We start from the raw sequence: 13,151 nt of genomic DNA on the forward strand, positions 1-13,151 counted from the left end.
CAAGCATGACCACAACCATTTTAACGCTCTTCACCCTGCTGATCGTCCTCTACCTGTGGTGGGGCTTCCGCTGCCTGCCTGCCGAGCAGTGGCAGATTTTTGCAGCAGTACCGGCGGCCAGACAGGAACAGGGGAGCTGGCAGGGCATCAACTTTACCTGGTACGGCCTGCTGACCGCCAATGCCTACCTGGTCGCGGTGACAGTGCTGCTGGTGCTGTTGGGAGCGGTGGGAGTTCCACCGCTGGGTATCGCGCTCCTGGCGGTCGCCCTTCTGGCCTGCTGCGTTCCGGCATCGCGGCTGGTGGCCCGCTTGGTGGAGAAGAAGGCCCATACCTTTACGGTCGGAGGGGCGGTTTTCGTGGGCATCCTCGTTACCCCTCTCGCGATTGAGCTGGTCAATCGCACGGCAGGCAACCGGTTCTTCTTTCAGATTCCGGTCATGGCGGCCTATGCCGCCATCGCCATTGCCTATGCCTTCGGCGAAGGGCTGGGACGGCTGGCCTGCATCAGTTTCGGCTGCTGTTACGGTAAGCCGCTGGCTGCCACCTCCGGCTGGCTGCGCCGGCTGTTTACCGGTCGCTGCTTCATCTTCTCCGGTTCCACCAAAAAAATTGCCTATGCCGACGATATGGAGGCGACCGAAGTTATCCCCATCCAGGCCGTCACGGCTGTGCTGTACAGTGCGTGCGGCCTCCTGGCCACCGGTCTTTACCTGGCGTCTTATTACAGCGCGGCTTTTCTGACCGCCACCATCGTGACCCAGGGCTGGCGCTCCTGTTCGGAATTCTTCCGGGCCGACTACCGGGGAGGGGGAAAGATCTCGGCTTACCAGATCATGGGGCTGATCGGCGTACTGTATGCCATTGCTGCCGCCTGTCTGCTCGGCAGTGAGCCGCTTCTGCCTCCGGACATGGCCGAGGGCCTTGAGAGTCTCTGGAGTCCGGCAGTGCTCCTCTTTCTGCAGTCGATCTGGCTGGTAATCTTCCTGTACACCGGGCGCAGTACGGTGACCGGCGCCATCCTGACCTTCCATGTGCATCGGGACCGGGTCTGAAGCATGTCCGGACCGTACGCCCATATCACCCTGCTGTACGAGATCGTGCGGTCTGCCGGTACAGGCCCCTTATTCCCGCCGGACTCGCAACTCCCGGATATTGTCCGAAGGTATTTCAGTTATTGTGCCCTGGGTGCGGTGAGTCCCGACTATCCCAATCTGGCGCGGGAAACGGAAGCTGTGCGATGGGCCGATGCCATGCATTGCAGCGGCGCCGGAGAGATGATCCTGTGCGGCATGGCCGTGGTTGCCGCTCACACGGGAGAAAAACGGGACAAGCTCTTGTCCTGGCTGCTCGGGTATGCGGCCCACGTGGCGACCGATGCGACGATTCACCCGGTGGTTCAGGCCAAGGTGGGGGTATATGCGGAGAACCAGCGCCAGCATCGCATCTGCGAAATGAACCAGGACAGTTATATCTTCAACAGGATGGACTGGGGAGAGATCGGCGAGTCGGACCGCTTTGCCCGGCAGGTGACCGCCTGCTGCGCGCCGGGCGATCATCGGCATCTGGACCGCGATGTGGCCGGGTTGTGGAGCGGCATGCTGACCGCAGTGCACCCGCAGCAGTCTACCGAGAGCCCTCCCGACCCGGACGCATGGCATCGGGCCTTCGTCACCAGGGCCGACAGGAGTGCCGCGGGGACGTCGCGCCTGTTTCCGCTGGCGGAGAACATTGCTGACACAATGGGTCTCGCCTATCCCCCCTCTGCCGCCGTTGACCGGCAGTATGTCGAGGAACTGGAGGTTCCCCTGGCCAGGCCGCTGTACCTGCATTATGACCGGATCTTCGACCGGGCGGTCGCCAATGTGGTTGATCTGTGGAAGGTGATGGAACGGGGAGTTTCGGGAGGTGGCGATTGTTCCGGAAGAATTGCCAACTGGCATCTGGATACCGGGCTGGATGAGCATGGCCGGCTGGCATTCTGGGAATGAGAATAGCGGTGCGAGGGGAGCGGGAAGCATGTTTTCCGGATCCCTGAAGCGTCTGAAGGATGCCCTGCGGGGCGGGCTCACCCCGGACAAGCTTGCCCTGACGCTGTGCATCGGTCTTGCCGTGGGCGTTCTGCCCGTGCTGTGGGGAGCAACGCTTCTGTGCATGGGAATCGGCCAGCGTTTGCGGCTCAATCATTGTGTGCTGCAGGCGGTCAACTACCTGCTCTATCCGCTGCAGATCGCGCTGTTCGTGCCTTTTTGCCTGCTGGGAGAACGGTTTTTCCCCTGGGGGCCACGGATCCCGGAAAACCTGTTTCCTGCGCTGCTGGCCGGTCGGCCGTCAGCCGGCCTCCATCTGCTTGCCTGGGTTGCCGTGAAAGCCGTGGCTGCCTGGTTCGTAACCGCCGTACCCCTGTCGGCCTGCCTGTATCCGCCGCTCCTGGCGGTGCTGAAGAGAAGGAACGCCTGATAGACAAGATCTGCGCACGGCCGGAATATTCCGCAACATCTGGTACACTCTCATGGACAGCCGGTCGAAGGACCGGGCCTTATTTGGCAAAAGAGAGTGTCCCGCATCCCTGACCGACAGGGGAGGCGTGTGTTGCGGAGGTGTCCATGGGGGCTGCTTCTTTATTGTGCTCCGGGGAACCGGCCTATGAGTTTCGGCATGAGTACGGTTTTTCTTTCGGGGCCAGTACCTCCCGGTTATGTGCGGCCGCACTGCCCTGCCTGGCCGGAATCGGCTGTATTTATCAGGCCGTTGCTGCCAGGGCGGACCGGCTCGATCATCCCCCTCCCGGCCGGCTGCTCGATGTCGAAGGATGCCGGCTGCATGTGCAGATCGCCGGTCGCGGAGCCCCGGCGGTGGTGCTGGAAACCGGACTGGGGGGGATGTCCGCCGCCTGGGGCTGGATTCGGCCGGAGGTAGCCAGGTTCACCACGGTGGTAGCCTACGACCGGGCTGGCCTCGGCTGGAGCGGGTCGGACAGCTCTCCGAAATCGGCTTCCCTGGCCGCGCGGCGGCTGCACGGGCTCCTTTGCCGCAGCAGTGTTCCTCCGCCGTACATCATGGTCGGCCATTCCATGGGAGGCCTTTTTGCGCGGGTATTTGCAGACCTGTTTCCCAACGAGGTGGCCGGGATGGTGCTGCTGGATGCGGTTCACCCTGACCAGCACCTGCGCAGTGCTGCGATCTGCTGCCACATGCGCACCGGTTTCCGGTTCCTGAAGGCGATCCCGCTCCTGACAAGGCTTGGATATGTCCGCCTGGCCGGCCTTCTGGGCGCCTGGGCCGACGGTCTGCCCGTACGGCAGGCCGCGGAGGCCCAGGCCTTTCTCTCCGACTATGGCCACCTCACAACGACCCGTGACGAATCCCTAGCCTGGGATACGATCTGCGGCGAAGTCCGTGCCGCCAAGCGCCTGCGCACGATACCGCTGGCCGTGATCACGGCGGCCAAGGATGTTCTGCCCGGTCAGCCGGAACTGCAAGGGGAGCTGGCTGCCCTGTCCTCCGACAGCGTCCACGTGGCGGTCAGGGGAGCCGACCATGTCACCCTGGTCACCCGGCGCGAGCACGCCCTGACCGTGGTGGAGGTGATCCGGCATGTGGTGGCACGGGCCAGGAACTTGCAATCGGCGCATTGCCGGCCACGGCGTCAGCGCATGACCACTATCACCTGAACAACAGACTCTCCAACCCCAATGTCCTCCTCACATCCCACAGGTTCATGAAGAAGGCGTCAAAGCGCTCCCGGCGCACCTGCTGTTCCTCCCGCTCCCAAAAGAACAGATTCGAGACCGGATAGAGATAGCCGAAGTGATAGGCGGTCAGGTTCGCATGCTTACGGCCGATCCGCTCCAGCGGGTAGCGGTAGATCCTCTCCTGGTTCCTTACCAGTGACAGGGCCTGCGCCCTCACCAGGACGGCCCGGTCCAGCAGCGGCTCCGACAGCAGGGCATGCGGCAGCTGTCCGGCGTGCTCCTTGCGTTTGGCGAGCAGGGCGCGCAGGGTAAGGGCGCGGTGGCGGGCGCGCAGCCCGGTGATCTGCAGCCCGCGCAGCAGTTCGCCCGCCAGGTTGGCCCTTTCGAGTTCCAGTGCGCCCTGGGCCTGCAGGCTTCTGAGCTGGGATTCCAGCCGTTCGGTCACGGTTGCCATGCGGTCGGCATAGCTCTCCAGGTCCCTGATCGTGCCCCGGACGACCATGGCTTCTTCTTCCGGATTTTTGTTGTCCAGGAGTTGCGCATAGCGGAACGGGGGCTCGGGTTGAAAGGGTTTGTTGAACGGGAAGGGCAGCTCCGAAAAGGGGGTCAGCGCCGACAGGTAGCGCAGCAGTTCCCGTTCCTTCAGGTAGCGGTTCTGGAGCTCCAGAGCGGCCTGCCACAGGCGCATCAGCTTCGGATCGGGCAGCAGTTCGTTCAGCCGGGAGAGCGGCACATCGTCCCGCTTCCGGCCGTTGTCGTCGAAGCGCCAGCTCCAGCGGGCAATACTCCAATCCACCAGCCAGTAGCCCCACTCCCAACCCGAGCTGAAGGTCAGATGGCCGCTCAGGCCGATCCGGCTCATGGTGCCGATGTCGTCCCAGCGGGCCTGCAGGTAGGGCAACAGGAGCAGTGGCACCGAACTGTCGAAGCCGACCCAGTAGGATGATTCGGGCCAGAACCAGGTTTCGCGGCGCCGGTTTTCCCGTTCGGAAGCCTCGAGCATGAAGCGCTGGTTGTCGTTTCCATAGACCGGAGCCCTGGCTTCGGAGGCGGAATAGCACATCACGGTGTGGATCATGATCCCGCTGTCACGCAGGCGGGGACCCCGCACCGCATCTTCGTTGCCGGAGCGGATGACGTGGGTGGCATAGAGCAGGCGGGCGCCGTAGCGTTTAGCCACCTCTCGTTCGATATGCATCTGCAGCTCGGGCAACAGGCTGTCCAGTACCGGCAGGTGCTCTCCCATGGTCACCTCGAGGCTGAGATAGTCCCAAGGGGCCTGAAACAGCCACGCCAGCGTCTCATCTACCTGCCGCAGGTATGAGGGGTAAGGGCGCAACAGGGTGATGGCCTGAAAGGCCTGCTGCTGCAGCATGGCCAGGGATATCTCCACGCCGCAGCGGATGCCGCGGCTGTGGGCGTACTCCACGATCCGGCGGGCATGGCCGGGCCAGGTGGTGCGGTCGATGCCCCGCAGGAGGAAGAACTGAAAGGTGTTCTGGCCATTGCGGGCCAGCCAGTCCAGGTATGCCCTGACCTCCTCGAAGGCGCCGGGTATCTCAGGGTCATGAAGCTGGTCGGTCAGTTCGATCGGATGCAGGGTGTGGAGATGAAAGCCGCGCTTTTCGAAACGCGGTGTGCCGGAAAACCGGAAACGGGCGGGCAACGGCCAGGCCCTGTGTGCGGGGATGACGCTCTCCCGGGGATGGTGGAAGCGGAACCCCAGCTTTTCCTGCAGCAGGCCGTACAGTCCGGCGGCGACTCCTTCGGGATTCGCCGCCTGCAGGCGAAGAACGATAGCCTTCCCCTGCCTGATCGAGCGCCAGCGATAGGCGGGATTAGGAACCGCGGTGCACAGGTACGGGCGCACGGAAGGGGCGGGTATGCGGGTGTCGGGCGAGGAGGCGACAGCAGGGAGCAGCAGACGGACCGTTGCCTGCCGCCCATTCAGGGAGATGGATGCTTCCGGAAAAGAGCGGCGCAGCAAGGCCAGTGTATCGTCGATGGCCTGCCTGGCGACGCTGTTGCAGAGTAGGGCTTGGGGGGCATCGACCGAGATGGAGAGCGGTTGTGCCAGGGCAGGAGCGGCCGGGACGCAGAGCATCACCAGCACCAGCACCAGAGGCCGCAGCGATCGCATCAAGAGCATCCCGTTGTACGGCTAGACGATGATCCTGGCAAAATCGGGCACCATTGTGATCCGCGCCGGGGTATAGCCGACAAAATCACCATCCAGTTGAACCGGTTTGATGCCCGTAATCTCGATGCCGTCGGCCGGCATGCGGAAGATCTCGCGGCTCGTCCTGGCCCGGCCGCTCAACAGCTCGAATGCCAGGCGCAGATACGTCCTGCGATGGTGCTTGTCGATGCAGATGGCGGTCAGGTCCGGGGAAAACAGGCATCCTTCGGGCGCAAGAATGAAGTCCCCTCCATAGCGGGAGGCGCTGCAGACAATGACGCTGTGGCAGCTCCTGGTTGCCCCGCCGGCATGCACGGCGATCAGGCTCTTATCCCATGTCAGAGTACTCAGCAGTGCCGAGATGGCATAGGCTCCCTGCTTCAGCAGCCGCTTGCCGAGCGGCCAGACATCGCGCACCACCGATGCGTCCAGGCCGATGCCGGCCATCAGCACGAAGCGGTGGCTGCTCTCCTCCAGGTGCAGGAGCCCGACCGGAAAGGGGCGTGTCCTGCCGGCAACGATTCTGGCGATGCCCTCTTCCACGGAGGCAATACCCAATTCCGCGGCCAGCACGTTCGAGGTGCCCAGCGGCAGAACCGCCAGCGTCGCCGTCTCCGGCAGCAGGCCGTTGACCACCGCATTGACCGTGCCGTCCCCTGCCGCTACAATCACCAGCGGCGACGCCGGACCCTGGTTGATGGCACGGCAGCGGCCGAGCACATCGGCGGGGGTGGTCACGGAATGCACCTGCGGGTGCAGGCCGGCCCGGGCCAGGCGGCTGACGAGGTCCGAAACGCTTCGCCGCCTGTGGCGGCCGGACAGCGGATTGATGAAGAGATGGCTGGTTGTCATGTCGATCCTGAATCCGTGACGCCTCCATGTCGGAGTGCCGGCAAGAGCCGGGGGAACACACTGCTGTCTGTGCGCAGCAGTTTTTTCGCGTGTCCCCGGCAGAAGCGTTCGTGCCGGGGAAAGTCGAGGCAAGACCTTCCCGGCAAGCAGAGACATGGCGGCGTCGCGGATTCGGGTGACTTTTATCACAGGATTGTCAGGTGCGGGTGGCGAACGGGCAACGATCTGGTGACATTTTGCGCGAAGGAAAGCCCGCACGAAAGTTTTCGAGATTTTTACCCGGAGATAACCCGCCTGTCACATTGATGTGGTAGGGCATCAGGTAGTACGTCAGCAACCGTGAAAGGTAAATGGATGGATACTTCAACCAGCGGCATCAGCCGCCGCGATCTGATCAAGCTGATCGGTGCGGGGGCGCTCGCCGCACTGCTGCCCGGCAGGAGCCAGGCAGCGCTTCTGCCGTCGTTCGAGCCAGCCAGGGGACAGGGATTGATCATGGTGGTCGGCGACGGCATGCCGCTTGGCGTCACGCGCGCCATGCACGAGATCCGGACCGGCGTCTTCGGTCATCGCGACTCCAATCTCTATGCCCGCTTGCGTAATCCAGGCTCTTCCGTGGGATTGATGGGCACGGCCAGCCTATCCGGCATCGTAACCGACTCCGCCCCGGCCTCGGCTGCCTGGGCCACGGGTGTCAAGACGACGAATCGTCTGTTGTCGGTGCTTCCGGACGGGCGCCCGCTTACGACGATCATGGAACTGCTCAGGGAACGGGGCTACGGCTGCGGGCTGGTGACCACCACGCGGGTGACGCATGCCACGCCGGCAGCCTGGGTCTCTCACCAGATGCATCGCGACCTGGAGGATGCCATTGCCCTGGATCTGCTTGCGTTCCGTCCCGATGTGCTCCTGGGCGGCGGTGCAGTCCATTTCGATGCCGCCAAACGGAGCGACAAAAGAGACCTGTTCGGGGAATTTTCAAAGGCGGGGTTCGAGGTGGTCAGGGAGCGCGGCGCGCTGCGCACGGCCGACGATACCCGGCCGTTGATGGGGATCTTCGCCCCCTCGCACCTGGCATATGCCGTGGACCGGCACAACGATGCCTCCCTGCGTGAGCGGCAGCCGAGCCTGCCGGAAATGACCGCTGCCGCCCTGGCGCGCCTGTCGAGCAATCCGCAGGGTTTCATCCTGCAGGTGGAGGCCGGGCGGATCGATCACGCCAACCATTCCAACGACGCCTGGGGGGCGATTACGGATACTCTTGAGCTGGACGACACGCTGGCGGTGATCGAACTGTATCTGGCCGCCAATCCGAAGACTCTGGTGATAGTCACCTCGGATCACGGCAATTCCGGGTGGGGCATCAACGGCACCGGTGTCGATTACAACGATGCTACTGCGGCGCTGCATTCCTACGGCAGCGCAAAGGCCTCCTTCGAGGTCATCATTAAAAAGATGAAGGGCAGGGGAGCAACGGAAATCAGGGAACTGGTGCAAGAGTATACCGGGCGTGCCATCAGCCCGGAGGAGGCCGCCCTGCTCGTTGACGCCATAAGTGCCGACTACGCCCCCTATCCCGGCGATTTCATCTACCAGCCCGATGCGACCCTGGGGAGGATACTCTCCCACAACGCCCCTGAGAGGCGCGTCAAGGGGGTGCTGCAGCCGGCCGTGCGGCGGGGCAACGTCGGTTTCACCTCGTGCAATCATACCGCCGAGGAACAGCTCGTGCTGGCCTACGGCCACCGTGCCAGGGAGATGAAACTGGAGGGGCTGGTGGACAACACCGACCTGTTTCAGGCTATGTGCCGCTATTTCGGGATCAGCCACCGCAATCCCGCCATGACCCCGGAGCAGGCCGCCCCGTTCCTGAGGGTTTCCTCCCGTGAGGAGTGGCAGCGTCACGCAAAGCTGCATATCGCCTGAAAGATTGTTGAAACGGGCATCTCGCCGCGTCCTCGTCAACCGCCTTGTGCGGCGTAGCAACCCTCACCCTATCCCTCTCCCAAAGGGAGAGGGCATTCCGTTCCCTCTCACATTGGGAGGGGGTGGCCAAAGGCCGGGTGAGGGCTTCCTGCGGGTCGACGATCTGCCCATTTTTGAACAACCCGGGAAGTTCGACAGCTGTCTAAGGAAGCGACAAACCTTACGGTTCCTGTACTATCGAAGTGGCCTGGACCGAATAGCTGCTTTTTGCTCCCGAGCCGTCCTGGCGGTACATAAGGACGGTGCCGTTCTCCTTCCGTATCCATCTGCGTGCGCTCTTGTTCTGATCGGAAAATTCCAGCACCTGACAGGGATAATGCTTGCCGGAAATCGTGCAGGTTGCATCGCGGTCAAAGCGGTATTCACGCGCGACTACCGCCAGATGCTCGACATCCAACACCCGGATGGATACCGGGGCTTTACCGTGAAAATCGAGCCGTGCCTCGGGAAACTCCATCGTGGTGGCCTCGTAACTGCGCCGCGGTATCGTCACGGTCCGCGGAACGCCATGCTCCCTGATGTCGAAGCGGAAGTGGTCATCCTCAAGGCGACCCTCCACATCGATCCGCACGCCATTGTCTTCTCCGTACCGGGAGTAGGCGATCAGCGCCCCGTTTTTCAGGATTCCGCTCTCAACCGTGTTCAGGCTGTACCTGAGCCACAGAAACGCTGCCTTCACAGTGGTCCTGGTTTCAAAGCGGATAACAGGGCTGCCGTTCTGCTCGGAAAACTGCTGGGAAGAGGTGATCGTGCCGATGCGGAAGCCCTTGGAATACACCGAATAACTGGACAGGGTGCTGCCTTTTGGCTCTGCGCCTGAGGGGCTGGCAGGCAGGAGTGCAACCAGCAGGGTCAGCAGTAGGATCCATTTTTTGTGGTTCAGGATGTTCATGCGGTCCGGAGGGGTAATCCGGCAGCGCCGGTGCGAGTCAGGGGATGTCCCCGGGATTTGCGGGAGGTTGTGTGCCATTCGATACTGTAGCGTGTAATTCTTGCGATCAGGTGACGGAATTCAAAATATCCCGTGCCGTTTACGCCCCCGGTTCTCCGGCTTTTCAAGGCCGGCTGTTCATCCTGTCTTGAAATTCCCGTGCCGGATAGGATAATAGATAGTGGAGAACTTCCTGTCGGTGGAGGCGAGAGGGGAGGGCATGTATGATTTCCCGCAGATCGAGCGAACGGATCACCAGCACCAGGAAATGCATCCTGGATCATAAGGGGAAGAAACTGGCCTGCCGGTTGGAGGACATATCTGCCTCGGGGGTGCTGATCAAATGCCGGGACATCCACGAGGAGGATTTTCAAACCGGCGAAATCTGCACCATCAAATTCGACGATCCCCAGCTGCATCAGCGGAAATTCCGCTGCAGCGTGTCCCGCCGGTACGCCGGTCACCTTGGTTTGCAGTTCATATTCCTGGGCCAGTAGAGCGGCATCCCCATCCCCTGGATTCAGCCAAGCCGAGACCCGATTTCGGGCCATGTCGGCAGGGATGATAAAAATATCTTGACAGAGGTCTATCCTTATATTATCTATAGGCCTACTAGATATGATTATTTCAAAAAAGACAAAATACGCCCTCAAGGCTCTCTTGTACCTGGCAGCCCAGCCGAGCGGCCAGCCGGTTCTGATTTCCGACCTGGCACGCCAGGAAGCCATACCGAAGAAGTTCCTCGAGTACATCCTGCTGACGCTGCGCAAGGGGGGCATCCTGCAGAGCAGAGTGGGAAAAGGGGGGGGCTACCATCTTTCGCTTCCTCCTGCCAAGGTCTCCATCGGTATGATCGTGCGCACGCTGGAGGGTGATCTCGCCCCGGTGCAGTGCCTGAGCGAAACCAACTACTCGCGCTGCGAGGAGTGCGAGGACGAGCGAACCTGCGGCATTAGGCTGGTGATGGTCGATGTCAACAGGGCCCTGAGTGGTGCTCTTGACAGCCTTACCCTGGCCGATATGCTGGAACGCAGCGAGGCGGAGCGCCAGAAGCAGTTCAATGTCGTAGACTTCAGCATCTGATTTTTTTTTGGCGTTTAAGTCTATCAAATCTATAGAGTACCACAACCGCAAGGGGGCACACATGAGCAAAATCAATGCAGACAATTCCCAGTCCATCGGTAATACGCCGCTCGTCCGTCTCAACCATTTGGTCGAAGGGGCAAAGGCTACGGTTCTCGTCAAAGTCGAAGGGCGCAATCCCGCCTATTCGGTCAAGTGCCGGATCGGCGCCAACATGATCTGGGACGCCGAGAAGCGGGGAGTGCTCAAGCCGGGGGTCGAGATCATCGAACCGACCAGCGGCAATACCGGGATTGCCCTGGCCTATGTGGCAGCGGCCCGCGGTTACAAGCTGACCCTGACCATGCCGGAAACCATGAGCATCGAGCGCCGGCGCGTGCTGGCAGCCCTGGGGGCCAATCTGATCCTGACACCGGGGGCCGAAGGAATGAAAGGGGCCATCAACCGGGCCGAGGAGATCGCAGCTTCCGATCCCCAGCGCTGGTTCATCCCCCAGCAGTTCAAAAATCCCGCCAATCCCGAGATCCACGAGAAGACCACCGGCCCGGAGATCTGGAACGATACCGACGGCGCCATTGATGTATTCGTGGCTGGGGTCGGCACCGGCGGCACCATCAGCGGAGTGTCGCGCTACATCAAGCAGAACAAGGGCAAGCAGATCACCACGGTGGCGGTGGAACCGGCTGAGAGCCCGGTCATCAGCCAGAAACTGGCCGGTCAGGAAATCAAGCCCGCGCCGCACAAGATCCAGGGGATCGGCGCCGGATTTATTCCGGATACGCTCGATCTGTCGGTGGTCGACCGGGTCGAGCAGGTATCCAGCGACGAGGCCCTGGAATATGCCCGGCGCCTGGCAAAAGAAGAGGGGCTGCTGGTCGGCATTTCCAGCGGAGCTGCCGTAGCTGCAGCCATCCGGCTTGCCAAACAGCACGAATTCGCCGGCAAGACCATCGTGGTCGTGCTGCCGGACGGTGCCGAGCGGTATCTCTCCACCGCGCTGTTCGAGGGCATCTGATGTCTTCGCCAGCCCCGGACAGATGGAGCCTCGAACTTGAACGAATTCTGCGCGAGGCGCTGGCGTCGATCCGCTTCGGAACCGTCACCATGGTGGTCCAGGACGGCCGCGTGATTCAGGTGGACAAGAACGAGAAGATCAGGCTGAACAGGGCAGACCATATCGACGGCAGCGGCATCTGAGAAAACGTGAAGATTCGATTTTCGCCGTGAGCCGTGACCGCACCGTGAAAAAGACAGACTTTATTCCGCGCTGACCGGAGAAACCGGAGGCCGGGTACAGGTCCATGTTATAATGGATCATGCCCGGCCTTTTTTTTAACCCCCCAAGGAGGAGATCATGAAACCACGCAGCATAGCATCGCTCATTGCACTACTGGCCCTGGCACTGACAACGGCGATCCCGGCCCTCGCAGATGTCACTCTGCTCAACGTCTCATACGACCCGACCCGCGAACTGTACCAGGAGGTCAATACCGCTTTTTCCAAACAATGGCAGGCCAAGACCGGTGAAAAGGTCACCATCAAACAGTCCCACGGCGGTTCCGGCAAGCAGGCCCGGGCGGTGATCGACGGTCTGGAGGCCGATGTGGTCACCCTGGCGCTGGGCTACGACATCGATGCCATTGCCGAAAAAGGGCTGATCAAGCCGGGCTGGCAGAAGGAACTGCCCCACAACAGCTCTCCCTATACCTCCACCATCGTCTTCCTGGTGCGCAAGGGCAATCCCAAAAAGATCAAGAACTGGGACGACCTGATCAAGCCGGGTATTTCGGTAATCACACCCAATCCCAAGACCTCCGGCGGCGCACGCTGGAATTATCTGGCTGCCTGGGCCTTTGCCCTGCATCAGAAAGGTGGCAGTGAGGCCAAGGCCAAGGAATTCGTGGCCAAGCTCTTCAAAAACGTACCGGTGCTCGATTCCGGCGCCCGCGGTTCCACCAACACCTTTGTCCAGCGTGGCCTGGGTGACGTCCTGCTGGCCTGGGAGAACGAGGCTTTCCTGGCCATCAACGAACTGGGACCGGATAAGTTCGAGGTGGTGACCCCTCCCGAGAGCATCCTGGCCGAGCCGCCGGTGACCGTAATCGACAAAGTGGCGGACAAGAAGGGCACCCGCAAGGTGGCCGAGGAGTACCTGAAGTACCTCTACAGTGACGAGGGGCAGCGCATCGCCGCAAAACATTACTACCGCCCCATCAATCCCAAAATCCCTACCAAGCTGGCCAAGATCAAGAAGCTGTACACCATCGATCAGGCTTTCGGAGGCTGGCAGAAGGCGCAGAAGACCCACTTCGCCGATGGCGGGACCTTCGACCAGATCTACGCGGGCAAATAACGCAGGTTGAGGTTTCGGTCGCTACGCTTCCTTGTTCGCTATGCTCACAGGTTACGGTTGAGGTGAAAGCCT

At 61.7% G+C, this 13,151-nt stretch carries 13 protein-coding genes; 10 read left to right on the forward strand and 3 right to left on the reverse strand.

The features are described 5' to 3' along the window. The first annotated feature begins 5 nt into the window (after positions 1-5). From GSVR_RS08370 to GSVR_RS08385, 4 genes are all read left to right on the forward strand, one after another. Positions 6-1,055 carry a prolipoprotein diacylglyceryl transferase family protein gene (locus GSVR_RS08370; RefSeq protein ID WP_173199128.1) on the forward strand — a complete coding sequence of 350 codons (1,050 nt, stop codon included), beginning with the start codon at positions 6-8 and terminating at the stop codon, positions 1,053-1,055. Positions 1,056-1,058: 3 nt separating this feature from the next. Continuing rightward, the gene (locus GSVR_RS08375) at positions 1,059-1,991 is read left to right on the forward strand and encodes a zinc dependent phospholipase C family protein (protein WP_173199127.1); all 933 of its coding nucleotides are present in this window, start codon (positions 1,059-1,061) and stop codon (positions 1,989-1,991) included. Positions 1,992-2,019: 28 nt separating this feature from the next. Next, positions 2,020-2,460 (forward strand): DUF2062 domain-containing protein, encoded by a 441-nt coding sequence (locus GSVR_RS08380; protein WP_173199125.1) that lies wholly within the window; start codon positions 2,020-2,022, stop codon positions 2,458-2,460. Between the two features lie 146 nt (positions 2,461-2,606). Beyond that, positions 2,607-3,674 carry an alpha/beta hydrolase gene (locus GSVR_RS08385; protein ID WP_173199123.1) on the forward strand — a complete coding sequence of 356 codons (1,068 nt, stop codon included), beginning with the start codon at positions 2,607-2,609 and terminating at the stop codon, positions 3,672-3,674. On the opposite strand, the gene GSVR_RS08390 is transcribed toward GSVR_RS08385, so the two are convergent. Both GSVR_RS08390 and GSVR_RS08395 read right to left on the reverse strand, forming a co-directional pair. Further along, the gene (locus GSVR_RS08390) at positions 3,667-5,835 is read right to left on the reverse strand and encodes a hypothetical protein (RefSeq protein ID WP_239077490.1); all 2,169 of its coding nucleotides are present in this window, start codon (positions 5,833-5,835) and stop codon (positions 3,667-3,669) included. The two genes, GSVR_RS08385 and GSVR_RS08390, sit on opposite strands and share 8 nt — an antisense overlap. Positions 5,836-5,856: 21 nt before the next feature. Then, positions 5,857-6,726 (reverse strand): diacylglycerol kinase family protein, encoded by an 870-nt coding sequence (locus GSVR_RS08395; RefSeq protein ID WP_173199121.1) that lies wholly within the window; start codon positions 6,724-6,726, stop codon positions 5,857-5,859. 354 nt (positions 6,727-7,080) lie between these two features. Here GSVR_RS08395 and GSVR_RS08400 point away from each other — a divergent pair, with 354 nt between their 5' ends. Next, positions 7,081-8,652, forward strand: coding sequence for an alkaline phosphatase (locus GSVR_RS08400; RefSeq protein WP_173199119.1), 1,572 nt, complete (start codon positions 7,081-7,083; stop codon positions 8,650-8,652). Between the two features lie 220 nt (positions 8,653-8,872). Here GSVR_RS08400 and GSVR_RS08405 read toward each other — a convergent pair whose 3' ends face one another. Further along, complete coding sequence (locus tag GSVR_RS08405) at positions 8,873-9,604, reverse strand: DUF6134 family protein (protein ID WP_173199117.1); 732 nt, start codon at positions 9,602-9,604, stop codon at positions 8,873-8,875. Positions 9,605-9,867: 263 nt separating this feature from the next. On the opposite strand from GSVR_RS08405, the gene GSVR_RS08410 reads away from it, so the two are divergent. The 5 genes from GSVR_RS08410 (at position 9,868) to GSVR_RS08430 (ending at position 13,079) form a co-directional block, all read left to right on the forward strand. Beyond that, positions 9,868-10,140: a PilZ domain-containing protein gene (locus GSVR_RS08410; protein WP_173199115.1), complete on the forward strand. Its 273-nt coding sequence runs from the start codon at positions 9,868-9,870 to the stop codon at positions 10,138-10,140. A gap of 124 nt (positions 10,141-10,264) precedes the next feature. Then, a complete protein-coding gene (locus tag GSVR_RS08415; RefSeq protein ID WP_173199301.1) occupies positions 10,265-10,726 on the forward strand; it encodes an Rrf2 family transcriptional regulator in 462 nt (153 codons plus the stop codon). A gap of 61 nt (positions 10,727-10,787) precedes the next feature. Then, positions 10,788-11,741 carry a cysteine synthase A gene (cysK, locus tag GSVR_RS08420; protein WP_173199113.1) on the forward strand — a complete coding sequence of 318 codons (954 nt, stop codon included), beginning with the start codon at positions 10,788-10,790 and terminating at the stop codon, positions 11,739-11,741. Continuing rightward, positions 11,741-11,923 (forward strand): YezD family protein, encoded by a 183-nt coding sequence (locus GSVR_RS08425; RefSeq protein WP_173199112.1) that lies wholly within the window; start codon positions 11,741-11,743, stop codon positions 11,921-11,923. Before cysK ends, GSVR_RS08425 begins: the two co-directional genes overlap by 1 nt. Before the next feature lie 157 nt (positions 11,924-12,080). Next, a complete protein-coding gene (locus GSVR_RS08430; protein WP_173199110.1) occupies positions 12,081-13,079 on the forward strand; it encodes a sulfate ABC transporter substrate-binding protein in 999 nt (332 codons plus the stop codon). Positions 13,080-13,151 lie beyond the last annotated feature (72 nt).

The organism is Geobacter sp. SVR (genome assembly GCF_016865365.1).
Classification (GTDB): domain Bacteria; phylum Desulfobacterota; class Desulfuromonadia; order Geobacterales; family Pseudopelobacteraceae; genus Pelotalea.

Excerpts from the sequence above, each read along its gene's own strand:
- GSVR_RS08370 (WP_173199128.1), top strand. The coding sequence starts at position 6 with ATGACCACAACCATTTTAACGCTCTTCACCCTGCTGATCGTCCTCTAC.
- GSVR_RS08375 (WP_173199127.1), top strand. The coding sequence starts at position 1,059 with ATGTCCGGACCGTACGCCCATATCACCCTGCTGTACGAGATCGTGCGG.
- GSVR_RS08380 (WP_173199125.1), top strand. The coding sequence starts at position 2,020 with ATGTTTTCCGGATCCCTGAAGCGTCTGAAGGATGCCCTGCGGGGCGGG.
- GSVR_RS08385 (WP_173199123.1), top strand. The coding sequence starts at position 2,607 with ATGGGGGCTGCTTCTTTATTGTGCTCCGGGGAACCGGCCTATGAGTTT.
- GSVR_RS08390 (WP_239077490.1), bottom strand. The coding sequence starts at position 5,835 with ATGCGATCGCTGCGGCCTCTGGTGCTGGTGCTGGTGATGCTCTGCGTC.
- GSVR_RS08395 (WP_173199121.1), bottom strand. The coding sequence starts at position 6,726 with ATGACAACCAGCCATCTCTTCATCAATCCGCTGTCCGGCCGCCACAGG.
- GSVR_RS08400 (WP_173199119.1), top strand. The coding sequence starts at position 7,081 with ATGGATACTTCAACCAGCGGCATCAGCCGCCGCGATCTGATCAAGCTG.
- GSVR_RS08405 (WP_173199117.1), bottom strand. The coding sequence starts at position 9,604 with ATGAACATCCTGAACCACAAAAAATGGATCCTACTGCTGACCCTGCTG.
- GSVR_RS08410 (WP_173199115.1), top strand. The coding sequence starts at position 9,868 with ATGATTTCCCGCAGATCGAGCGAACGGATCACCAGCACCAGGAAATGC.
- cysK (WP_173199113.1), top strand. The coding sequence starts at position 10,788 with ATGAGCAAAATCAATGCAGACAATTCCCAGTCCATCGGTAATACGCCG.
- GSVR_RS08425 (WP_173199112.1), top strand. The coding sequence starts at position 11,741 with ATGTCTTCGCCAGCCCCGGACAGATGGAGCCTCGAACTTGAACGAATT.
- GSVR_RS08430 (WP_173199110.1), top strand. The coding sequence starts at position 12,081 with ATGAAACCACGCAGCATAGCATCGCTCATTGCACTACTGGCCCTGGCA.